Genomic DNA, 23,274 nt, shown 5'->3' on the forward strand with positions numbered 1-23,274 from the left:
TTTGATTTATTGGAAACTTTCGGAAAGTATAATTTCTGCGTCTGTTTCTTGTTGATTCAACATTGTTTCTTCTGCAATATAATAAGGGGCATACTTTTGCGCCATTGTGATGATTTCGCTGAAAGCCTCATCATGTGTCATTCGAGCTTTACCGCCAGTACGTCGAAGGTTTTTCTGGATACGTTGTAAACGCTTGGCAATATAGGTGATAACACCACGCTCCACCAATGTTTTTAGATGTGCAACTTTGATGTAAAGGTCATTGTCTCCAATCTCATTCATAAAATTGTTCAACAGATTGATAGCCGTACTAACCTGCGCACCCAAATTATAGAGATCTTTCTGCGAGGTTTCTTGTATACGGATTTCCTCGTCTTGAATAGTACGGAACTTTGTCAAGACTTTCTCCACATGCTTGTGATGGTTGCTTATACGAGTAACAGGTTTCTCATCCTTAGTTGCTTTGAAGTAATTAAGTGCATCAAGAACGGAAATTTCTTGAGCATTTTCCGACACAAGGAAGAACACTTTTCGGAAGTTTGTCTTTAAGAATACCAGTGTGTCTTCAGATAGCGTAACACCATTAATAGTTTTAGACTCTCGCCCTGTTCGACTGCGTAAGGAAATCTTAGCAATACGGTTGTATTCCTGTCGGTTCGTCTTAAAGAGAGTACGAAGCTCCTCATAGAAAGGTAGTTCCTTGTTAATATCTTTCTTTTGCTCGTTCACTCCTTCTTCAAACAATTTACTTAGGTTACGGTCTATAATTTCTTCTTGAGAATAAATTTGATTATCCTCACCAAATGTACTATGAAATGATTGGATTTTGCTTAATGCAATCTGGTTCAGATTAATTTGTTTATTACCTTCCCTTGAAGGGTAGAAAACATAGTTATAGATATGCTTTGAGGCAGAACCAATACGATTAACACGACCAATACGCTGCATCAGCCTTGTCGAATTCCACGGCGTATCATAATTCACAATCACATTAGAACGATGTAAGTTGACACCTTCTGCCAGTACGTCTGTCGTCAGGATGATATTATACTCGTTGAGTTTCTGCTTGTAGTTAGCATCAAAGTTCTCACGTATTGTCTTAAATTGTTTATTGCGATTCTGTGCAGAGATTACCAATACGTCCTTACGATTGATTCTACGTTTTAGATAGTCAACAGTATCAACTGACTCAGAGAACACAACTAACTTTTTCTCTGGGTTTCGATCACTTCTGAAAAGTTCATGTTTTAGTAACTCATTAAACTTGGCAAACTTAGAATCATCTTCATCAGAAATATCTTTCCAATCAGCTAACATTTGTTCAAGGATAGCTTGATCATTATGTAGCATATCTATAAACTCTGGACGGAAATCAGCAGCATGAAAGATTGCGTTCTTAGGATTGTTAGAAGCTTTAGCGTTAAGTTTCTCTTCGATTTCTTCTTCGGATAATCCAGACTCCAATAGCAGATTGATGTCAAGGTCTGGTGCAATATAGACCTTGTCATTATCAAACATGTCAATCATATTCTGATTGGCTTGATGGAAATTCTCTATAGAAACTTGAAATGCATAGAAACTACTTTCCAAACGCTTTACAAGTCCATTCTTTCGAATTCCTGCAAGGCTACGGCTTATCAACTCTGCATTGTCATAAAGACCATTTGCGACTTCTGGTTTTAAGTATGCAATAGCTTGATAACGTGCATAGGTAAGCTGCTTATCAAGAATCTGTATAGCCTGTTCAAAGAGATTGGCTAAATGCTCATTTAGCTCATACTGGTTCTCAATTGGATGTTCAACTTTAGGAAATCCATTCACATCCTTGTTGTATCGGGGTATACTTTCTATATCTGTTCGGGTACGACGCACAGTTAATGGTTTAATGATACGGTCTCTTACCTTCTCTGCTAATCGTTTAAAATCCTCAATACTTGTATTGTTATTTTTTCGTAGTCTCTTGAATTCTTTTATCAATGGAGAAAAGAATGCAGTAAGGTTGCTAACTCCATCAATGGTACAATGACGAGGGTCTTGGAAAAGTAATATCTCCGTATAGATATCAGCTGGAGAATTGTTCATAGGAGTTGCGGAAATAAGCATGACCTTCTTTTTGTAACCAGGAATATTACCTGCTTCTAAGCGTGGCATCTTGCAAATTTCTTGAAGTTGCTCAAAAGCTGATGTGGTATGACTACGGAATTTATGAGCCTCATCTACAAGTATGAGATCATATTCTTCTGCATTCCAATAATTATAATCCTCTTCATCAAGAACCTTGCTTAAGCTACCGTTTGTAATGAACTTGGCGTATTTGTCTATACCAAAATCTTTGAAAGTAGACTTCCAGTTCTGTTCTACTGCTGGAGGGTATACTACAAGAATCTTGGTGTGCTCATAACCATTCTCTATAAGGAATTTCTTTGCAATCATAGTTGCAACAATGGTCTTACCCAAGCCAACCACATCCGAGAGAAAGAATCCATCATAGCGAATAAGCTTTTGATAGCCTTCTATGACGGCATCCATCTGATAATCATATTTCGTATAGCCCTCTGGCATATCAAAGGGATCAGCACTGTCGGTCTCAAGTACACGGTCAGCATAATACTCCATTAGCATCTTAATGTAAAGATCATAAGGAGGAACATCGCCTTTAAGATAGGTCCTGTCAATGGCTGCTTTTATATCTTCAGAAGTTATTTCACAACCTTCAGCTTCGTTCCATAACTGCTCGAATTCATCTTTTGCAAATTTCACATCATCATATCGGTCCAACTTTACATTGAACTCATATTGCTTGTCCTGTGTTATTCCTAATCCATTCCCTGATAAATTACTTGAGCCTGTAATGGCCATACTTTGAGAGTACTGATTAAAATTATCGGGATATAGCACATATATCTTTGCATGAATCTTTTTGGAAGGATGAGCGCGTAATTCAAGTTTTTTGTCAAGAAGGTCTTGTACCATTAGATACATTCCATCTTCTATATCCTTACGATAGTTGGAAGTTTCTATGTCAGTTCTTATCTTTCTGAGATACTCTTCTTTAACCTCTTCTTCTGCTCCAAAAAATAGTTTTCCTTGCTGTGCCGCTTTAGCGATATATTTGTCTACATCTATGCCTATCAGTACTCTCACCTTTCCAATATTATCAAGGAAAGGGCGTAAGGAGAAGTAGCCAGATGCACGAAGAAAGCCTACAACAGCATCAAGGTTTCTGATTTGAGGGTTATGCTGCAATACCCCCTCAAACTCTTTTATTAATGTATTTCCATCCTTATTGGTAAAGATGTGGGAATTGGGCTGCTGAATTGTATTCATATATTCTTATTCGTATATAGATTATTCATGTTTACTTCTATAGTTTTAGAAATTGCACTGAGAATATCTATATTGTTGTTTTCATAAACTCCTATTTCACTAATTCTTTGGGGGACACGCCGAGCAGGTCTGCTACCTTGAAGATGGTAGCAAGATTAGGCTGCTTGCGGTTACAAACGTAGGCGTTGGTGATGCTGAAACTCATACCCAACTCTTTGGCGAGCCATGTTTGGGTGATACCTCGCTTCTTCAAATGTTCCTTAATGAGGTTGCTATGTTCTTTCTTCTGTCCCATTAGATGATTGTATATCTCAATATTAGTTACAAAGATATGAACTTATAATGAATAAAACGAAGAAAAATAGAGCTTTAATGCAATTCAAATGATTTTTTCTTGTGTGAAGACCCAAAAGTAATTTATTAAGTAGTTAATGATGATTGGAAATGAATATGCCTTTGTCCGAAACCATCCACTTTTTGAGTATGTATTGAGCGTTTTTGATAGTTGTTGATTTCCTTACATTTTCCTATACTTCCCGCTATATCCCAGCCTCTTGGAATAACATCAAAAGCCCTCTACTTTTGTACTGTCAGAGCTGACTGAATGCCCTATGCGCAAGGGCGAGTTATTCATTTCAAAACAATTGAATTATGACGATAAATGAATTACGAGACAAGCCTGTTTGGCAGATGACTGGTGAAGAATTGCTTTTCCTTGCACAACACGGTAATATATCCACGAGCAGGGAATTAACAAAGGCTTCTTCCTCCAAAGAAGAAAAACGATATGTGTATGGATTGGCTGGTATAGCATGTCTTTTCGGATGCAGCTTGCCCACAGCCAACCGTATCAAACAGAGTGGCAAAATCAATCGTGCCATTACACAAATCGGTCGTAAGATTATTGTTGATGCAGACCTTGCACTCGAACTGGCAGGACGAAAGACAGGAGGACGATGATGAATACAACTGATTATGAAAACATTTGGCGAAAGTCGCTCATTCATGTAACGGACGAGTTCTCGCTTCCGCCCGTTGTGCTGCAAGCAGGCGAAGCCATCATCGGCACGTTGGGCAATTTCAGTGTATCGACAGGCAAGGCGAAAGCTAAGAAGACTTTCAATGTGAGTGCTATCGTTGCAGCAGCCCTTGTCAATGGGCAAGTTCTGGAGTATCGGGCGTCATTTCCCGAGAGCAAGCGCACTATCCTCTACTTTGACACTGAGCAAAGCCCTTATCATTGCCAACTCGTGATGCAACGCATTCTGCGATTGGCAGGATTGCCGACTGATAGAGAGCCAGAACATTTGAAGTTTAGCCATCTCAGAGCCATTGCCGATCCCAACGAGCGTAGAGAAATCATCCGTTACGCCATTTACAATACTCCTAACGTGGGCTTGGTAGTCATTGATGGCATTCGTGATTTGATGCTCGACATCAACAATTCAACGGAGGCAACCAAGTTAGTGGGCGACCTAATGCAATGGACGAGCGAGCAAAACATCCACATACAGACCGTGCTTCACCTCAATAAGGGCGACGACAACGCACGGGGACATATTGGGACGGAACTCAACAACAAGGCAGAAACAGTTCTTCAAATCACGAGGGATAACACTATGCCTGAACGCAGTATTGTTGTGCCCTCCATCATCCGCTCCAAACCCTTTGAAAAATTTGCCTTTCGGCTCAAGGAAGTTGAAGACGATATTTGCATACCCCAAATAGATCTCTCATATTCGGACAATGAGCGAAAATCACATCGCTTCTCCTATCAAGAGTTAAGCGATAACGAACATCGAAAGGCGTTGGAATCAGTTTTCTCTACAAGCGAAATTTTGCCATATAGTAAACTTATCGTAGCTCTTAAAGAGGCTTATGCAGAAGTTGTGGGACAATCCTACGGACAAACAAAGCTCAAGGAGCTTTTGCAATTCTTGCTCAACAAAGGCATAGTGGTTAAGGAGGAACGAGGAAAATATCGGCTCAACCATAATTCTCTACAATAAAACCTTTGGTCGGTTGGACACAGGCTATATATACCTGAACTAATTCGACCAAGGAGAAACAAACTTGGTCGGACGTAAAGGGGTGCCTATAGTGTACGACTGTCCGACTAATCCTAAAACCTTCAGCCTCCAAAAGAAAAAGGCTGAGAGTTATTCATTTCAAACATCAATACAAAATTACAATGGAAATACAAAATATAAAGCAAATCTCTATCACAGATTATTTGCAGCAACAGGGTTATTCACCTGCACGAGTACAAGGAATTCATTTTTGGTACTGCTCCCCACTTCGTAACGAAAATACTCCATCATTCAAAGTAAATACAGAGCGCAACCAATGGTATGACTTCGGGACAGGAGAACATGGCGACATCATCGACCTTGTGTGTGCCTTACAGCATTGCACCATTAGCAAAGCCATCGAACTTTTGGGAGATATAAAACAAGTAGCGCATAGAGATTTTTCTTTTGGCGGTGAAAGAAAAACCTCTAAGCACAAATTAGAAATCATATCTGTGCAATCACTTACCAATCCTTATTTGTTACGTTACATCGCAGAGCGAGGAATATCTCTCAGCATCGCTAATAGATTATGTTCTGAAATTCGATACAATAATACCAATCGAACATACTATGCCATTGGATTTTCAAACGATGCTGGCGGATGGGAAATTCGTAGTCCTTATTTCAAAGGCTGCATTGCTCCAAAAGCGATTACAACTATTAGTAAAGGCACAGACGTTTTACAAATCTTTGAAGGGTTTATGGATTTCCTTTCGTGGCAAACGCTAAATCTTTCTTCAACCTGCGACACCATAGTTCTTAATTCTCTGGCTCTTTTGCCACGCATTCAAGAGAAGATAAAAGGCTACAAGCAAGTTGAGAGTTTTCTAGACAATGATGAAGCAGGACGAAAATTGTTTGAATTTTTGAAACAGTTTTACCCATCTGTCATAGATGGATCTGTTCGCTATCAAACTCACAAAGATCTCAACGAATGGCTTGTTTCTCAATCCAAAGTGCAAGAAAGTCAACCTTCGTTACCGACCACGAAGCGTGGTATCAGAAGATAGTGTTTATCAGGGAAGCAAGTTTGTGTTTTGAGTATCTCAAAACCTACTTGCTCCCACCATTGGGAGGTAAAAATCCCGTTGGTCTCATCAAAAAATAAAAATATGGAACAGAAGAATAAAGGTGGGCGACCCACCAAGACATTATCAGAGAAGCGGAAATATCAAGTGCTTCTTCGGCTTAATACGATGGAGTACTATACTTTGTTGGGCAAAGCGAGAGAAGCCTCCATCACTCATACCGAGTTTCTGCGTCGGCTCATTGCAAAAGCAGAAGTTAAGGCACACATCAAACCCGAAGAGATGCAACTCATTCGCACGGTGTCAGGCATGGCAAACAATCTTAATCAGATTGCCCATCGACTCAATGCTTTCGGAATCTCTGCACTCAATGAAGATTTGAATGCTCTGAAACAACTTATTCACGAACTTATGAAACGCTTGAAACCATGATTGCCAAGATTATTAAAGGAACAAACTTCAGTGGAGTTGTCAGTTATATGCTTAGCAAGCGTGAAGATAAAGTCAAAGTCTTACAAGCCAATGGCGTGCGCAGTTCTTTTCCATATGACATTGCATACGACTTCAACTTGCAAGCCTCTATGCGTCCAAGTGTACAGAAAACAGTTTGCCATACCATACTCTCATTCTCGACACATGATTCAGAACGACTAACAGATGCAACAATGGCGAAGATTGCCAACGAATATCTTCATAAAATGGGCTATGGCGACACACAGAGCCTTATCGTAAGGCACAGTGACCGCCAGCATCCTCACCTGCACATTTGTATCAATCGCATTGGTAACAATGGCAAAACCATCAGCGACCACAACGAAAAGTATCGTTCAACTAAGATTTGTAGAGAACTGACTGAGCGTTATGGTCTATCCATTGGCGAAGGAAAGCAAGAGGTAAACCGCTCGCGATTAAGAGGTGAAGATAAATTGCAGTATGAGATATTCGATGCTATTAAGTCTATATTACCTCAATCTCAGACTTGGAAAGATTTTGTTGCAGAATTAGAGCAACAAGATATTACCACTCGTTTCAAGACGAAAGGTAATACCGATGTTGTTCAGGGGATCATCTTTGAAAAAGACGGATGCAGTTTCAGTGGCTCAAAGATAGACCGAACGTGCTCTTTCTCTCGCCTCAAAGTGGAGATAGAACAAAATTCTCACAAACAAGAGCAAATTCATCTACAAAACGATCCTATGGTACATTCTGTAGATGAAAGCAATTTTATTACCGACCTATCCGAAGCAATTAGTGAAGTGTTTTCTATGCCAACACCAAGTAATGGCGTAGATGTTGATGAGCTCCGCTTCCAAAAGAAACTTCGCAATAGAGCTAATCGCAAACGTAGAATTTAATCACAGCAAATTTATATCAGTATGAATAACGAAATAACACCTGTTCTCGATATTCTCGAAGAACTCAAACAAGATTGCAAAGTCATCAGTAAGGCACAAGCAGAACTGCGTACTACTATTGCAGAAAAACTGTCCAGTCCAAGAGCAGATAGTATTAAAAGGCAAGAAGCCATACAAATCCATCTCTCGAAAGAAACTCAAACCAAAATCAAAGAACATCAACTTTTTGTTTTGGAGGCACTATCAGAGTCGAATAAGAAACTCGATCCAAAGTTTGAAACGCTGCATGAACTCATCAGCAAGCAACAAAAGCCTGTAGAATTTAAGAACTACTCGCTCTTTGCAAGCGTACAATTAGCCGAGCGTATTCTACTTGGATTGGTTTGCGGATTGGTCGTGGTTAGCTGTTGGTTCTTCGGTATGGGAGCCAACAAGCTGCAAACAGCCTCTGATTTCGACCTACGTTATCGTTATCTACGTATGCAGGGCAAAGCCACAACTTTGGACTTCGCTCATCTTGACAGCATATTTTTAACGCATCGCAATCCCAAAGCTATTCACCTATTGAAGGAGAAGGTCACTGATTATGAGCAAGCCTTGCAACGGCAAGCTGAATTGTTATTACAACAAGATAGGATTAAGCAAGAACAAAGAAGGCTAAGATTTAAACTAAGAATTCGATAGGCATAAAAGATACGGTAATGTAGAACGTTTACTGTATCTCTTATCTTTTGTATGGCTTATATTTGCTTAAATTCCAATGTTTCCATAAAAATGCATATGGGCACAGTGCTTTTTCAGAAATCTTTAGCCATGGAGAAGTCTTGCATAAATCATTCGGAGTTGATAAAGGAGAATTGCAACACCAGTCATACATGTCACAACTGACTTTACCTTTACTCAGTAATGTATCTATTTGATAAATTGCTTTAAAATACTCAACATCCATGCCATTTTCTGTTTGTTCTTCACCTATTGGTATTTTAAAATAGCACCCACGAATATTATTACTCATAAGAGGCGTACCAATTTTTTTAATACAATAACCAAAACAATCATTGGTAAATAGCTGATTATGGCGTGCCATTTTTAATAAGAAATACATGTCATATTTACGCCAGTCTATTACAAATTTCATAACGAGATCTATCCACTGATAATATGGTGTATTAATCTCATCTATGGTCAAATAATTTTTGAGGCATTGCACTACCGTGTTTTGTAATGTGATAAATGCATCAATCAAAATCGTTTCTTCGCCCGTAACTTTTGCAGTCTTGTTCTCATAAAAGTAGTCGTAGACAGCCTCAGGAGAAGCAAAAGATAATTCTTTCTTCCGAATGCTATCCATTACTCTTACGAAACAAATTCCAGGGTTAGAAGACATTAAACTCATATCGCATAGAGCTAAAATCTTTAGTTTGTCTTTTACAAATTCCTCATCATAAAACGATGCAACTTTTTCTGCAGCCATATAAGGGTATTCGGGAGATTTCTTATATCCATTGGGAGAGCACAACCGCTCTAATAAGTATGCCATACTTTCAGAAATAGCACCTGCGCCAAAGGTGACAATATCATTGTCCGAAAATTCTAACATAACAGAAGGTATAGTCTGTAGATCCTCATTTTTCTCAAGGTTATCTTCTAATATATTTATCCCATTTATACTAATCGTGGCTTTGTTCGCAACATCTCCTTCTGTTAGTTTAATTAGATCATTATTTAATTTAACATTATCATTGCTATGTAAAAGAGTCATAGGGATTTGGAAATCTCCCTGTGGCATCTTGTATATCTCATTGATCATTTTATGCATATATTCGCTATAGGCATATATTCGGCTCAATCCATAATATGAGGAAATGTCTTGTAGAAAATGAATGTACTCATGAAATAAAACCGTTGCATCCTCTATAGGCATTTGATTGATAATCATATCCTCACTTTCTGTATCAATATGCATTTCAAAAAATGCAGGTACATAGTAGCCTAATAATTTATGTCTTTTCATAATAAGGTTTCTTTGCTGTTATTGTATACACTTTGATAGTTCTTCTTCCACTTCCTCCACCGTAGGCAGAGCCGATTTTAGATTATCGGGGATTGCCTTTGAGAGTTGATAGTCGCTCACACTTATAGGCTGGTCGTAGCCAGAGAGAGCGTATTGCGCCACAACCTTGTCGCCACCATTGCAGAGGAGTAAGCCGATAGTCTTGTTGTCGTGTTCGTCACGGAGAGTTTCGTCCACAACATTGATGTAGAAGTTAAGTTGGCCCATATATTCGGGCTTAAATGGTGTGGTTTTAAGTTCGATAACTACGTATGCGTGTAGTTGGATATTATAGAGGATAAGGTCAGCATAGAAATCAGAATCGCCCACTTCAAAATGCTTCTGCTGTGCTACAAACGCAAAGCCGCTGCCCATTTCCAAAAGATATTTGGTGATATGAGAAACCAATTGTCGTTCAATGTCTCGTTCTGCCATTTTATCCGTTTGCCCCATCATGTCAAAGATATAAGGGTCTTTCATCAAATAGTTCGCGAGGTCGCTTTGCGGTTTGGGTAATCGTACAGAGAAGTTGCTCACTTTCGTTGCCGTAATCTGCCGAGCGAAAAGATTGGTTTCAATCTGCATTTGCAGAACATTACTACTCCAACCATTGGCAACCGCCTGCGTGATATACCAATAACGTTCACCCAAAGGCAGCTTGCTATTAAGCAATATAACATGGCTCGCCCAGTTAGTGCGAACTACGGCAGACTGCTTAAAAATGTCTTCTATCAGATTTATGTCGTGTTGGTAGATGACAGACACTGTTTCTGAAATCTCTCCTAATTGTGCAAGAGGTTCTTGCGTAATTATATTTCCCTGATTATCTGTAGCTTGAATTTGCGCAAGAGGTTCTTGCGTAAATTGATTGAGTTCGTTTGTAAGTTGTAATACATTATCTACCGAAGGACTATTAAGCTGTTTTTCAACCTTACCCATTTCTAATAGAATCTCCATAGGATAAGCTTTGGCGAATTGGCACATATAGATAAGGTTACGAGTGGAATAGCCTTTCTTATCAGGATATTTAGAACGTATCGCCTTAGAAAGATTATCTATTACTTTGCTTCCCCAACCCTCTTTTTTTTGGAGGTAGAGAATAAAATGCCCTACTTTCCAATAGTGGAAAAGCATATCTGCATTTGCAGAGGCTATCATGCGTACTTGCGTATGCTCAAGGTCAGAACCGATGGCTCGAACAACGAGAGATAAATATTGTTTCTCTGCTTTATTTATTTCCTGGCTCATATTGTTTCGGTGTTATAATTGATTGAATTTACTCATGGCATTTGCCTTGATGTCGTCTGCAATATCTATGTAAGGTTTCATAGCCTTATAATCGCTATGTCCAGTCCATTTCATCACAACTTGAGGTGGAATACCCAATGCAAGCGCATTACAGATGAACGTTCTACGACCAGCGTGTGTTCCAAGTAAGGCATATTTAGGTGTAACTTCATCAATGCGTTCATTACCTCTATAATAAGTTTGACGTACAGGCTCGTCAATGCCTACCAGTTCTGCTAATTCTTTAAGATAATCGTTCATTTTCTGGTTAGTAATAACAGGCAACACCTTGTCATCTTCAAATGCCACATCCTTGTATTTATCAAGAATTGCTTTACTATGGTTGTTCAACTCGATAATCAGGCTATCAGAAGTCTTAACTGTTGTCACCTCAATGTGGTCGCCCTTTATATCACTTCTACGAAGATTAAACACATCGGAGTAGCGCAAGCCCGTGAAACATTGGAAGAGAAATACATCACGCACCCGATCTAAAGCTTGCTTGGCTGCTGGTATTTCAAACTCTCGGAGTTTGTTCAGTTCCTCCCATGTGAGGAAGATGATTTTCTTCTGTGTGCTTTTGAGTTTAGGTTTATAACTATCGTAAGCATTGTTCTGATGCAGACCTTTCTTGAAAGCCCAACGTAAAAACCATTTTAAGAAACTGAGTTGCTTGCCAATAGTAGAATTGCGCATTTCCTTTACATCACGGAGATAGGTAACATAATCGTTTAGACCTTTTTCATCAAAGAAATCAAATGTAAGTTCATCTCGAAAGTTCATCAGATGATTTTTCACCGCAGCAAACTTCTCGTAGGTGGAATCCGTCCAATCATTTTGCCGTCCACAATCTCGCACAAATTCATCAAACACTTTGTAAAAAGTGTTAGGCATTGATTTTCTCGGTTTGACTTCTTCCTCAATAGGTTTGTGCAGCGCATTGAATGCTTCTTTGATTTGTTCAGGGGTTGGCATTATTTCTTCTACTTCAAACTTCTTGAAGATTTCCTGCACCTCTGTATAATAGCTCAATAGTGAAGCATTGATTTCAGAAGCTGATTGTTTCAGTTTGTTTGTACAACCATTTCTTACACGCTGCTTATCAGAATCCCATTTCGCAGCATCAATACGATAACCTGTTGTAAATTCAATTCGTTTGGAAGCAAAATTGACACGCATACGGATAGGCACATTCTCTACAATGAGAACTCCGTCCTTTTTCCTGCTTTCCAACGTGAAAATAATATTCCGTTTGATGTTCATACTTTTGGGTATTTTGATTTCTGCACCCAAATTTACACCCAAAAATTAATTCTACCAAAGATTTTCCATGAAATCTTATTTTATTAACATTCTACTTAAAGGACTATTATACAACAGATTGAGCGTTTATGATACTATTTGAAGGTTCAAGAGAAAGAGCCTCTCTCTCCGCTAATAGGCTTCAAAAGGGCTTCACAAGGGTTGTCAATTTAGCCTTCAAAAATTAGCTAATCGTTGTAAAATCAAGGTTTTACAACGATTTTTCTTTGTATAAACCTCTATCGCCTGACGGCATAACCCTATGTTTTGACAGTCATTATTCGGTCAAATTCTGCTACATAAACTGCTACACAAAAATTGTAGCAATAAAAAATGTAGCAGTGACGGGATTCTGAATACCATATTGACGGCATCAATTCTTTCTGTTTCAGTATGTTATATATTAACTTTGCAGCCGAGTGCTACACAAAAGAATGATGCATTATGAGAACAAATTTCAAGGTATCCTTCTACCTACGCTCAAACTATGAGAACAAAGAAGGAAAGTCGCCTGTAATGCTCCGGGTATTCCTTAACGGAGAGATGGCTAATTTTGGATCTACGAAAATCTTCGTGGACAAGACTGTATGGAACAATGCCACAAGCAGGCTCAAAGGTCGGACGGCAGAAGCCTTATCCGCTAATGCCGCATTGGACTCCATTTCCACAATGCTGAATAACATTTACCACAAATTCGAGGATGATAAATCCTTGTCATTGGATAAAATCCGCTCATTCTTTGTCGGGAAAGACAGGGAGTACACGACCTTTCTCCCTATATTCGACAAGTTCAACGAAGATGTCAGACAGCGTGTCGGACATACCATCAGCAAGGACAGCCTGCAAAAGTACAGCGTTTTAAGAAGGCATTTCGCAGAATTCCTTATCTATAAGTATGGGAAGAAAGATATTGGACTGGCAGAGTTCACGCCATCCGTAGTACAGGATTTTGAGTTATATCTGAGTACGGCGGCTGGGTGTGCCTATAACACATCAGTCAAGAAATTGAAGGCACTGAAAACCGTGACCATCTATGCGCAAAAGCGTGGCTATCTTCTTCACGACCCATTCCTCAATCATCGTTTCCACTTGGAGCCGGTAAACCGTGGCTTCCTTACGGACGAGGAAATTATGAAGATAGCCAACAAGGATCTTGCTATTCAACGCTTGGAGTTAGTAAGGGATGTTTTCATCTTCTCTTGCTTTACAGGTCTGGCATATATAGACGTGTCCAACCTTACGCCGGACAACATCGTTACGCTTGACGACAAGCAATGGATTATGACCAAACGACAGAAGACAAGCGTGGAAACCAATGTGCTGCTTCTTGACATTCCTAAGCGTATCATCACCAAATATGGGCATAAGACCTATCGGGACGGTAAACTCCTTCCGGTACTTACAAACCAGAAGATTAACGCTTATCTCAAGGAAATTGCCGACCTTTGCGGTATCAAGAAGAGGCTGACCTTCCACCTTGCACGCCACACATTTGCCACAATGTCGCTGAGTAAGGGCGTTCCGATGGAAAGTGTGTCGAAGATGCTGGGGCACACCAACATAAAGACTACACAAATCTATGCTCGCATCACCAACAAGAAGATAGAGCATGATATGGAAGAACTGGCTGGAAAACTCAGTAAGTTCAATACAGCCATGGGCATATAATATATTAATGTATAACCCTAAAATAATAGACGATTATGGAAACAAAGAAAGAACTATCTTACTTCCGATTGAAATTAGAGAATTATCTCAGTGAGCATTTCCCCGAAATGCTGGGTGATAAACCATTCATAACGGCAAGAGCCGGTGAAGCCCTTACTACCTACTGTGATGCAGTAGCGCAAGGCTTCTCGCATCCCGAAGCTGAGAGTATGGCAAGCGAAGTGTTGTATAGAGGACTGCATTTCTCAAAGTACGACACGCTTGTATCTGTCTTGGAGAATGAGTTTGAGAAAGAACTGCCCTCCCCACTCCCCGAAAGACTATCCCCGATACTCCTGAAGAACAAGGCTGTGCAAAGCGTTTTCGACAAGTATGAACTCACGGAAGATTTTGGCGCAAGTCCTGAGTATGAGAAACTCTACACCGAACTGACAGGAACAATCGTTCTGCTCATTGAGGTCAATGGTCTGCCAACGATAGGCGGTGAGAACATGACTTGATGCAGCACCATCGGGAGCTTTTGTAGTATCAAGAGCCAAGATAAACGCTCCGCTCCACACGCCAAGAGTTTGTACCAACACTTGTCTTTGTGTAGCCTGCGCATCTTGTTATTGCTCTTGAACTATTCAAAGCTCCGATTATGAATACAATCATCATGAATCAAGATGTCCACACACCTGCCTTCATCAAGGCAGACGCATCGAACAAAAGCAATAACATCAAGCAGCAGCCGATTTCTTTCAAGCAAGTCCGCCGTTTCAGTTGGACACGCTTCATCGAACTGGTCATCCTGCTTTCCATCGTTATCGGTGTCGTTTGGCTTATCTCAAAGATAGTAACGCCACAGGTCGTTACCGCCGTGTCAGTCATTGCAGGCTTTCTGATACTGCGCTTTATTGTCAGAGTCATTCTCCAAGTTACCTTTACGCTGCTGAGCTTTCTCTTCTGGCTGGCGATACTCTGTGCCATCCTGCTTTGCGTGCTTTGAGAAGCACGACGATGTAATCTGTAAACACTTTCATTTATCGTTCATCAGGTGGTTATCTCGCATTTTGAGATAGCCACCTTTTCTGTTTTCCACTATGGGCGTTGCACTTTCGCTTCCTTTCCAATGCTCCACGATATGCGAAATGAAGAAGACGGATGCTGTTCCCTTTTTATCCGCAAAGGTAGTACGGGGCTTGTGGCTTTCAAAAGGTCAGTGCCGCTGGGTTTGTCTGGAAAATCTCCACACCTATGGGTAGTATTTTCCGCCAAAACCTTGTGCAAGCCTCGCCCCGCTACCTCTATTTTGCTACAAAAAGGAATCAGCATACTCCGATCTTTGGACGCATAAAAAAAATGTCGCTATGGATAAGCAGAAAGTAAATACAACATCTTCGATGAAAAGAAAAGGATATAGCTCCTCCTCTCATTACCGCATTAACTCTGTGGTTGGAAAAAGTGAGCAAGTGTTGGCAATTAAGTTTGTACAATGGGACGTACCCTCTTTGGAGAGCCTTTGTAATAGCAAAGTATATCTCCTACGTGTGAAACTCTATTGTGGCGAGCGTATGAGCCGTGAGGAAAAGAATTGGCTATGTGAAGCGGTGAACTCAAACACCTATTTCCGCACAGCCGTTCCCCTGCAAGGCTATCGCTTTGACTTCTTTGACGTGCTGAAGAAATATCTTGTCAAGCAGTATGGACAATGGACAGAGTATTACGCACCCGACAGAACAAGCCTAAGAGCCTACCTATATGGACGCATCAATCAAATAGTAGAAATTCCCAAGTATTAACAACATCAAAACATATACGACAATGAAAGGAACAGAACATTTCACACGGACAATAGCCGAGTATCTCAATCAGCGTGCTATGACAGACCCCTTGTTTGCCCCTAACTTGATGAAGCCGAACAAGAATATCGAGGAGTGCATCACCTACATTCTTAATGAAGTGCAGAAAAGCGGTTGTAATGGCTTTGATGATGATGAAATCTTCTCTATGGCTGTTCACTACTACGATGAGGACGATATAGAAGTAGGTAAGGCTATTTCTTGCCAAGTTGCCGTTAATCACATTGTAGAACTCACGGAGGAAGAAAAAGCCGAAGCAAGGCAGGAAGCCATTAAGCAATATCAGCGGGAGGAACTTGCCAAGATACAGAGCCGTAACGCACGAGTGAAAAAGACTGAGAACGCGACAACCCAAGTACAACCATCACTATTCGATTTTTAAGCCTATGAAACCGAGAAACAAATTTGAAAAGGCGGTTTTGGAACAAAGCAAGTATCTTCGTCCGATAACCAAGACACAAAGCAAGTGGGCATTCCGTGAGTGCATAGACCACTTAGCCTACCGCTTGCCAAAAGGTCGCACCACTTGTATGGATTGTGGGCATAGTTGGGTAATGAACAAACATAGAGAAGCTTGCACTTGCCCTCATTGCAGGGCAAAGTTGCAGGTCAAGGGAACCTACGAACGCAAGTTGCAGCAGAAGCAGTATTTCACTATACTTACCACTTGCGGAGAGTTTCAAGTATTGCGTATGTTCCTACTTATTGTGGGTATGGAGAAAGGTTACAAAGCACAGACTTCCATAATAGAGATTGGGCAATATTGGTGGAATATGCAGGGACGAAAAGCTGTGGTTGCCATACAGAGGGTATTGGGACACTATGTTGATACCTTTTCCTATTATAGTCCTATGGCGATACGCAACGATAATGAAGCCTATCAGCATATTGCCTACTCACCGATATTTCCGAAGTTCAAGGTTACAGACATACTTCGTAGAAATGGTTTTAAGGATAATTTCTATGGCATCGTGCCTACCCAGCTTATTCCTGCATTGCTTACAGACAGCCGAGTGGAAACATTGCTAAAGGCAGGTAGCACAGACCATTTACGTTACTTTCTTGGCAACAGGAGGACTTTTGAGGAACTATGGCAGTCCTACAAGATTGCAGTTCGTAACGGCTATGATATTACAGATATTTCCCTTTGGAGTGATTATGTAGATACACTTAGAAGATTAGGTAAGGATATTCATAATCCAAAATATTTATGCCCAACAGACCTTAAAACAAGGCAATACAAAGAGCCACGCAAACTTAAAATTTGCATGGCTTATTTTCTCTACCTTTAAATCAGCAGGCTTCGTTAATTTTGAATTTCATTTTTTGGGAAAAAATCTTTTTCTAACATTTTCTCATCAATCATTCTTATTAATTTTTTCACTTTGTCTTTTATATCATTGATTGGTAATTTTAAAAGATTTATTTTTTTCTTCTCATCTAATTTGAATTGAGGGTATTTCTCTTTAAATTCTTTATCAGGCTTCCCGTCTGAATGGACAAATATATGCCTAATCAGTAAGTATGGCAAAGCTTCTTTTATAATGTTTTCAGGAATTTCCAACCCCAATTTATTGTTAATTTTCTTAATTAAATCCAAGGTACTTTTTTCATTTTCTAATTGTTGGAATATACGCTCTGTCACAACTTTTCTAAGTGTATCATGGTTAGGTGCGGATAGTATGAAATTAGCATCAAGGTTAATCTTGTTATTTTCTCCTATAAGGCGTCGAGTTGGTGCTCCATTTTTTGCGGCATGAAAAAGAACATACCTCAAGTATTCAGTTACTTCTTCGTACTGTTCCTTTATAAATGAAACTAACAAGGTTTTTCTTAAATGATAAATTGTTATTTTACGGCAATGTGGGGTGTTAGCATATGAGGATAATACGGGACTATCTTCTTTTGTTACACCTTTAAAAATAGCATCATCTCCTGCAAGAAGCTCCTTATTTTTCAACAAAATGTTAATCATTTCATTGTCAGCCATGAAGTATTGTAATCTATTACAAAACCTCGAATACCCTTTACTTTTCATTCTTATTAGTTTTGGTCAATAATGTGTTTAGATATATAATAACACCGCAAATATACGCAAATATTGTGAAACTAACAAAATATTCGATGGTTTTCTATTTACTATATTTCAATTATATGCGGATAACCATATCTAAATCTACAGAAGAGGTTTGACGGTTTATTCAAAAAAGGTCTACCTTTTCGCCGAAAAAGGTAGACCTTTTTAATTGAAAAGGTAAACCCTTTTGGCGGAAAAGGTAGACGGTTTTCTGATAATAGGTAGACAATTTTATTGAAATAGGTAAACCTTTTAAAAGAAAAGGGTTGAGAAATATCAAAAAAGTATGTGTTTTCCTTGGAGACAGTCGATAATTTTCTTACCTTTGTGATATAAATCTATTAACAAGTTGAGGAGGATAAAGCCCCAGCCTCCAAAGGCTTAACAATCGGGGGCAACACTAATGACTATGGCGAACAGACCCATTGCTTATACGCTAAAGGAGCGTAAAGGAACAGTTGGAAACTTGAAAGGGAAAATCGTTCTTCAGGCACATCCTACAGGACGAAAGAGAGTTGATCATCGTAGTTTCTGTGATGAAGTGGCACACGCTACAACGTTCACAGGTGCAGAAGTCGAGGCTGTTCTCAGACTTGCAGCCGAGATAGCAAAAAAGCACGTTGAGAACGGAGACATTGTAGACTTCGGAGACATCGGGACACTTACACCTTCTTTCCAGAGTAAACTGGTAGAGAAAGGAAAAGCGGAGTTCAACCCAAAGGTTCATATTACGAAACCTGTGGTACACCTCACTCCCTCAAAGAAGTATTTTACACTTACTGGCGTGAGCTACGAACGTGTTGCTGCACCTGACAAGAAGTCTGGTGAGAAACAGCCTAATCCAGGACCTCAGCCACAACCGCATCCATAAAATAAGATGTATGTGTGATTGCTAACTATAAAATTGATGCGTGGAGACGATGTACTCCACGCATCAATTTTATTTAGTAGTATGACTACTATTTTACAAATCCATTCTTATAAAAGTCATACCAAGCTGCAATCTTTTCCGAGGTATTGGCTTTCAGAAGTAAGAGCATTTCACGAGTGGACTCCAAGTGACCAGTAATATTTGCTGTAACGATGTTTTTATCACTTACAGCCTGTGCGTTCACATATCCTGTTTCGTTCGTGTATCTTTCACCACCCCATTGTTTAAGTTGGTCGAGACCATTACCCGTATGTTTTACGTTGTTCAAGAAGCCATGAGCACACAGAAACGATGCTCCGTTGCATATCGCTCCTACTATTTTACCCTTATCCAATGCTTCTTGTACCAATGGCGCAACAAGTTCTGCTTCAGGTGAATCCCATCGATTGCCACCGATAAGGACTAAGGCTGCATAGTCTTTGGGCATATTCTCAAAAGAATAATCAGGTAACGTTTTGAATCCACCAATGGAACAGACTGCATCTAATGTCGGAGCAACTGTATGCACTCTGTACTTGATTTCACTACCTGGTATTACGCCAACATGAAGGGCTGTAGAGAGAAAAGCACCTTCCCAATCTGTGTACTCATTCAATAAGACGAAGAGTACCTTTTTTGTTTCTTTATTCATTGCTTATCCTATTTAATCGTAATACAAAGTTACAATTTTTCAGCAAAATAGAAACAACATCATAGGAATAATTCTTGGTTTAATATAGTCAGATGATAAAGAACAACGCAAACTCAACCTTTCGGCATTTGACTAACCCATTCAAAACTTTACCCTTATATCGGCAAAACGAAACATACTCCCAATAGAAGTTTCTATCTCCAGCCTCTATCTTTCGCAGTAGCTTACTCTTTGGGTGCTTACCATATCCAAGCAATCGCCCTACACCCACATTGTAGGCAAGCAAGGTCAGCAGCAGGGCATCCTTACCATACCCTTTGAAGTGTTCAAAGCATTTCCAAAGGTCGGCACGGAGCAGGGAGTCTGCCTGCCGTTCCGTCATATCCGCTGTGAAACGCTCTCCTGGTTGCAGCTGATGCCCATATCCAACATACGGATAATTCTTCCAGCCGTGCATACCCTCAAAGTATTTCACTACGACAACTGCACGCTCAAAAGGTGGCAAGTCTGCCAGCCGCACCCTGCGCTGGGCAAGGGTCGGCTGACAGAACAGGCAGAATACACAAAGTAAAATGAAAGCATTTATCGTTCGCATCAATTATGGTCTTAGTGGCGAGAAGATGCAGGCTTATCCTTGCCCTGTTCTCTCTCGTTGTTGAAACTAAAGGTCAACTGCTGCACCTTTCCGAAACTATCCTCCACGTATACATCAATCGTCTGGCGGTCAGATGACAGAGAAGTGTAATATAGACGGAACACATCCTTCGTCAGCGGATAGCGGTCGTTCGGTTTGAAAACAGTGCCGTTATCATTTCTTAGCAAGCCCTTACCGTCAGACTGGAAGTAGCGTATCGTATAGCGAGTGTCGGCAAACTCACCGCCCCGCTTCAGCGTGCAGCGTATCTCAGCCGTCTGCCCCCTTATAATGTCCTTCTGAACCGGCATTGTTTCCACCGTAAACGGATAAGACTGCTGAACATCCAAATCCCTATCACAAGCAGATAGGCAAAACACGGCAAGGGTCAGCACACCCATTACCCATATCGTATTCAATATCTTCTTCATCTTTTCTTCTACTTAAAAGTTAAACCTTAGTCCTGCTGAAACAGCCGGACGGAAACGATGCACGTCCGTTCCAAAGAGGAAACGTCCCTGCGCCTTTACAAGAAAGAGAACCCTGTCCGTGAGGAACACTTCCACCGAGCCATGCACGGCACCGCCATAGACAAGGCGAGAGCGGTCGAGCAGTGTTGCCCCATCGGGCAGCAACTTCTTGTCCTCGTTCAGTTGCTCATAGCCACCCAAAGCGGATATGCCGCCATAAAGATGCACATTCTTTCCTCTATCAGAAAGAACAGGGTGCATATAGCCCACCTGCAAGAGTGCATCCTTGAGTTTTACGTTATAACTTCTGTACGGCATATTCTGCTGTTCATACTCTGCCATAACAAAGGTATAGTTCTCACGACCCAGATAGCGGGTGAGTGATGCTCCTATACCGAAATTGTCAGCTGCATGGAACTTTTCTCCCTTAATAAGCGGAACACTCCCTACGACCTCTATTCCCCTTTGCTTGGGTATCAGTCGCTGTGCCTGCGATGGCAAACTGAAAGTCATGGCCACCGCAATGCATACTGTCAGAATGATATTGTTCTTTTTCATTACCATTTCAGTTTGAGGTTATCAATCTTCTTTGCCAGTTGCAGGTCTTCTGCCGTCACATAAAAAGTCAGCATACGACTGCCATTTCTCTCATAGAGCGTCACTTCAAGCTGCTTGTCTTCTGCAAGAGAAAACTGCTCGAGCGCAAACACAGCGTGTTCACTACCCATGCCACGCACCTGCATCACCTGATGATAGGCACGAAGTGGCTGAAGCACCTGCTCTTGTATGGCGGTGCGCTTTGCCCCCTTCTTATCCACCACTTTGAATGTGATAAAATCCACTGAGTACGGCATATTTGTGCCGTTTTCCATACGAGTGTGGAAATACAGCAAGCCATTGTGGGCATACAAGCCACGAAGCAGGAACTTCATGCCAAACTGCTGTGCACCGATGTGCTTGATGCAGCGTCTGTCATTCTGATAGATAGTCTGCATCATCAGTTTTACTAATACAGGCGACTCGTTACCGAGTTCCTTAAAGTAAATATCAGAGCGATTGCTTGGCAGCCTGCCTTCTGTTGTAGAGAGAAAGTCCTTCATCTCGATGCTTAACTTTTCCGGTTCATCGGCATATTTTACATTAAAAGCGTAAAATGAGCCGTCCTCACAGATAACACTCATGTTAGTCTCTGTCTCAAAGTCCTTCACCGAAGCCTTTACACGTAGTACGTTCTCTGCATCCTCCGCCTTCCCTGCGATAATGTTCTGTGAACCCAAGTCTACATAACGAATGGCAGAAGGGAAGATAAGATGCACGGTCTTGTCAAAGGTTACGTCCAAGCCGTATGGCAGGACGACACGCCCGTTAGGAATGGAACGGCTCATACCTTGAAAAAGCTCTCCCGAAGTAAGCGGACGGCTTGGTGTCAGACCATCATTGTTTTCCTGTGCTGTGGCTGTTGCTCCCACCAAGGTAAGCATAGCCATTGATAAAATAATTTTCTTCATTGTTCCTTTTTGATTTGATGTTATTTTTACTTATCATTTTCGATTGTTTTATTTGGACTGAACCAAGAAAAGGCGGTAGCCACCCTTGAGCGTTACCTTGATAGTACGCAGTTTCTTCTGAAGCAGCTGACTTGCACCCTGCATCACCCCACGGGCAGCCTCTGAGATAATCTGGTCTTTGGCAGAGGAAGCGAAGGTAAAGGATGTTCCCATTGAACCGCCGATGTTCGCCCCGACTTCCTTAAGCGCATTGATGTCCTCCGAACCTGGTATATACACTCCCTCCTGTCCGTCTGTGTCGTATGCCGAGAGTTTGACGGCTATGATATGTCCGTCCACCTCAATGCTTTTGACAAGCAGGTGCATACGGTTACCTTCTATCTTGGCGACGGCTATGAGTCGGCTTTGACGTGAAATGTGCAGCCCCTCTACCTTGGCACTTTCAAGCAGACGGAGTACGACATTGTCACCCTCCTTAAGAACAGTAGTCCTGTCCACTACTACTTTGAGCGTATTGCACAGCAAAGAAGGAGAACTGCCGGTAAGCGAATGAAAGCCCATATTACGAGCCTTCTTGCCGTATTCCTCCATAAAGTACACATCGCTCATAGGCTGATTAAGTGAAGATACTAACTGCCTACGCTCCGGCAGCACCTCCATTGCAGGCTTTTCATTCTGCATGGTCTTGCCCTTAGCGGCTTCAGAGCCACCTGCAGCCCCTTCTGTCTTCTCTTTTTCAGCAGTCAGACCGTTATTGAGGGTAGGTGGAGTTGATGCTTTGGAAAGATACTTCGCTGCCATCTGATAGCTCTTTTCCATCAAGGCAAGCTGTCGTTTCTCTTCATTGTCCTCCCTGCTGTCTTTGACAGAGAGTTCATTTTTAAGGGTTCTTCCGTTAAATGCATAGGTTGGAAACAGAATAAAATCTTATATCCTTATACGATATGACTATCCGAAGTTAGGCGGTCTCACAAAAAGGGATAAAGCACAAGATAAAAATGCAGAAAAGACAAGTTAACACCACGTCTTTCATCTTCTACAAACAACTTATCCCCATACCAACCAACGTTTATAAACTCTTTTTATGCAG

General features: G+C 40.9%; 23 protein-coding genes and 2 pseudogenes. 13 read left to right on the forward strand and 12 right to left on the reverse strand.

Annotation, left to right across the window (positions count from 1 at the left end; all coding sequences use genetic code 11):
• Nucleotides 1-6: 6 nt before the first annotated feature.
• Together HMPREF9141_RS03565 and HMPREF9141_RS03570 are read right to left on the reverse strand one after the other, a co-directional pair.
• A complete protein-coding gene (locus HMPREF9141_RS03565) occupies nucleotides 7-3,327 on the reverse strand; it encodes a helicase-related protein (protein WP_007367129.1) in 3,321 nt (1,106 codons plus the stop codon).
• Nucleotides 3,328-3,418: 91 nt separating this feature from the next.
• Nucleotides 3,419-3,622, reverse strand: coding sequence for a helix-turn-helix domain-containing protein (locus tag HMPREF9141_RS03570; RefSeq protein WP_005845940.1), 204 nt, complete (start codon nucleotides 3,620-3,622; stop codon nucleotides 3,419-3,421).
• 356 nt (nucleotides 3,623-3,978) lie between these two features.
• Between HMPREF9141_RS03570 and HMPREF9141_RS03575 the strand changes: the two genes are divergently transcribed.
• The 6 genes from HMPREF9141_RS03575 (at nucleotide 3,979) to HMPREF9141_RS03600 (ending at nucleotide 8,466) form a co-directional block, all read left to right on the forward strand.
• The gene (locus HMPREF9141_RS03575; protein WP_005845939.1) at nucleotides 3,979-4,287 is read left to right on the forward strand and encodes a DUF3853 family protein; all 309 of its coding nucleotides are present in this window, start codon (nucleotides 3,979-3,981) and stop codon (nucleotides 4,285-4,287) included.
• Nucleotides 4,284-5,336 carry an AAA family ATPase gene (locus tag HMPREF9141_RS03580; RefSeq protein ID WP_005845938.1) on the forward strand — a complete coding sequence of 351 codons (1,053 nt, stop codon included), beginning with the start codon at nucleotides 4,284-4,286 and terminating at the stop codon, nucleotides 5,334-5,336. Before HMPREF9141_RS03575 ends, HMPREF9141_RS03580 begins: the two co-directional genes overlap by 4 nt.
• Nucleotides 5,337-5,518: 182 nt before the next feature.
• Entirely contained in the window at nucleotides 5,519-6,409 is an 891-nt protein-coding gene (locus tag HMPREF9141_RS03585; protein WP_005845937.1) for a DUF8464 domain-containing protein, read from the forward strand.
• Nucleotides 6,410-6,511: 102 nt separating this feature from the next.
• Nucleotides 6,512-6,859: a plasmid mobilization protein gene (locus HMPREF9141_RS03590; RefSeq protein WP_007367130.1), complete on the forward strand. Its 348-nt coding sequence runs from the start codon at nucleotides 6,512-6,514 to the stop codon at nucleotides 6,857-6,859.
• Nucleotides 6,856-7,782 carry a relaxase/mobilization nuclease domain-containing protein gene (locus HMPREF9141_RS03595; protein ID WP_007367131.1) on the forward strand — a complete coding sequence of 309 codons (927 nt, stop codon included), beginning with the start codon at nucleotides 6,856-6,858 and terminating at the stop codon, nucleotides 7,780-7,782. The genes HMPREF9141_RS03590 and HMPREF9141_RS03595 overlap by 4 nt, the downstream gene beginning before the upstream one ends.
• Before the next feature lie 21 nt (nucleotides 7,783-7,803).
• Nucleotides 7,804-8,466, forward strand: coding sequence for a hypothetical protein (locus HMPREF9141_RS03600; RefSeq protein ID WP_007367132.1), 663 nt, complete (start codon nucleotides 7,804-7,806; stop codon nucleotides 8,464-8,466).
• Between the two features lie 40 nt (nucleotides 8,467-8,506).
• Here the strand turns inward: HMPREF9141_RS03600 and HMPREF9141_RS03605 are convergent, their stop codons facing one another.
• From HMPREF9141_RS03605 to HMPREF9141_RS03615, 3 genes are read right to left on the reverse strand one after another with little or no spacing between them, the layout of a single operon-like run.
• On the reverse strand, nucleotides 8,507-9,796 hold the full coding sequence (locus HMPREF9141_RS03605; protein WP_007367133.1) for a hypothetical protein: 1,290 nt from the start codon (nucleotides 9,794-9,796) through the stop codon (nucleotides 8,507-8,509).
• A gap of 18 nt (nucleotides 9,797-9,814) precedes the next feature.
• Nucleotides 9,815-11,083 (reverse strand): PDDEXK nuclease domain-containing protein, encoded by a 1,269-nt coding sequence (locus tag HMPREF9141_RS03610; protein ID WP_007367134.1) that lies wholly within the window; start codon nucleotides 11,081-11,083, stop codon nucleotides 9,815-9,817.
• A gap of 12 nt (nucleotides 11,084-11,095) precedes the next feature.
• Nucleotides 11,096-12,385, reverse strand: a complete 1,290-nt coding sequence (locus tag HMPREF9141_RS03615; protein ID WP_007367135.1) for a site-specific integrase — start codon at nucleotides 12,383-12,385, stop codon at nucleotides 11,096-11,098.
• 483 nt (nucleotides 12,386-12,868) lie between these two features.
• On the opposite strand from HMPREF9141_RS03615, the gene HMPREF9141_RS03620 reads away from it, so the two are divergent.
• From HMPREF9141_RS03620 to HMPREF9141_RS03645, 6 genes and pseudogenes are all read left to right on the forward strand, one after another.
• On the forward strand, nucleotides 12,869-14,092 hold the full coding sequence (locus tag HMPREF9141_RS03620) for a site-specific integrase (RefSeq protein WP_007367136.1): 1,224 nt from the start codon (nucleotides 12,869-12,871) through the stop codon (nucleotides 14,090-14,092).
• Nucleotides 14,093-14,127: 35 nt separating this feature from the next.
• Nucleotides 14,128-14,592, forward strand: coding sequence for a DUF1896 domain-containing protein (locus tag HMPREF9141_RS03625; protein ID WP_007367137.1), 465 nt, complete (start codon nucleotides 14,128-14,130; stop codon nucleotides 14,590-14,592).
• A 140-nt stretch (nucleotides 14,593-14,732) separates the two neighbouring features.
• Nucleotides 14,733-15,080: a hypothetical protein gene (locus HMPREF9141_RS03630; RefSeq protein ID WP_007367138.1), complete on the forward strand. Its 348-nt coding sequence runs from the start codon at nucleotides 14,733-14,735 to the stop codon at nucleotides 15,078-15,080.
• A gap of 361 nt (nucleotides 15,081-15,441) precedes the next feature.
• Nucleotides 15,442-15,873, forward strand: coding sequence for a hypothetical protein (locus HMPREF9141_RS03635; RefSeq protein WP_007367139.1), 432 nt, complete (start codon nucleotides 15,442-15,444; stop codon nucleotides 15,871-15,873).
• 22 nt (nucleotides 15,874-15,895) lie between these two features.
• On the forward strand, nucleotides 15,896-16,315 hold the full coding sequence (locus tag HMPREF9141_RS03640; RefSeq protein ID WP_007367140.1) for a PcfK-like family protein: 420 nt from the start codon (nucleotides 15,896-15,898) through the stop codon (nucleotides 16,313-16,315).
• A 4-nt stretch (nucleotides 16,316-16,319) separates the two neighbouring features.
• Nucleotides 16,320-17,162: pseudogene (locus HMPREF9141_RS03645) on the forward strand (PcfJ domain-containing protein); the annotation flags it as partial.
• A 77-nt stretch (nucleotides 17,163-17,239) separates the two neighbouring features.
• Here the strand turns inward: HMPREF9141_RS03645 and HMPREF9141_RS03650 are convergent.
• Nucleotides 17,240-17,923 carry a hypothetical protein gene (locus tag HMPREF9141_RS03650; RefSeq protein ID WP_007367142.1) on the reverse strand — a complete coding sequence of 228 codons (684 nt, stop codon included), beginning with the start codon at nucleotides 17,921-17,923 and terminating at the stop codon, nucleotides 17,240-17,242.
• A 496-nt stretch (nucleotides 17,924-18,419) separates the two neighbouring features.
• Here HMPREF9141_RS03650 and HMPREF9141_RS03655 point away from each other — a divergent pair, with 496 nt between their 5' ends.
• Nucleotides 18,420-18,881, forward strand: coding sequence for an HU family DNA-binding protein (locus tag HMPREF9141_RS03655; protein WP_040554429.1), 462 nt, complete (start codon nucleotides 18,420-18,422; stop codon nucleotides 18,879-18,881).
• An 88-nt stretch (nucleotides 18,882-18,969) separates the two neighbouring features.
• Here the strand turns inward: HMPREF9141_RS03655 and HMPREF9141_RS03660 are convergent, their stop codons facing one another.
• From HMPREF9141_RS03660 to traM, 6 genes and pseudogenes are all read right to left on the reverse strand, one after another.
• Nucleotides 18,970-19,572 (reverse strand): type 1 glutamine amidotransferase family protein, encoded by a 603-nt coding sequence (locus HMPREF9141_RS03660; protein ID WP_007367145.1) that lies wholly within the window; start codon nucleotides 19,570-19,572, stop codon nucleotides 18,970-18,972.
• Between the two features lie 88 nt (nucleotides 19,573-19,660).
• A complete protein-coding gene (locus HMPREF9141_RS03665; protein WP_007367146.1) occupies nucleotides 19,661-20,167 on the reverse strand; it encodes a glycoside hydrolase family protein in 507 nt (168 codons plus the stop codon).
• Between the two features lie 11 nt (nucleotides 20,168-20,178).
• The gene (locus HMPREF9141_RS03670) at nucleotides 20,179-20,637 is read right to left on the reverse strand and encodes a DUF3872 domain-containing protein (protein ID WP_007367147.1); all 459 of its coding nucleotides are present in this window, start codon (nucleotides 20,635-20,637) and stop codon (nucleotides 20,179-20,181) included.
• Between the two features lie 12 nt (nucleotides 20,638-20,649).
• Nucleotides 20,650-21,240 carry a conjugal transfer protein TraO gene (locus HMPREF9141_RS03675; RefSeq protein ID WP_007367148.1) on the reverse strand — a complete coding sequence of 197 codons (591 nt, stop codon included), beginning with the start codon at nucleotides 21,238-21,240 and terminating at the stop codon, nucleotides 20,650-20,652.
• Nucleotides 21,234-22,184: a conjugative transposon protein TraN gene (gene traN, locus HMPREF9141_RS03680; protein ID WP_007367149.1), complete on the reverse strand. Its 951-nt coding sequence runs from the start codon at nucleotides 22,182-22,184 to the stop codon at nucleotides 21,234-21,236. The genes HMPREF9141_RS03675 and traN overlap by 7 nt, the downstream gene beginning before the upstream one ends.
• Nucleotides 22,185-22,232: 48 nt before the next feature.
• Nucleotides 22,233-23,069, reverse strand: a pseudogene (traM, locus tag HMPREF9141_RS03685) (conjugative transposon protein TraM); the annotation flags it as partial.
• Between the last annotated feature and the right edge of the window lie 205 nt (nucleotides 23,070-23,274).

This window comes from Prevotella multiformis DSM 16608, from assembly GCF_000191065.1.
In the GTDB taxonomy this organism is placed as follows: domain Bacteria; phylum Bacteroidota; class Bacteroidia; order Bacteroidales; family Bacteroidaceae; genus Prevotella; species Prevotella multiformis.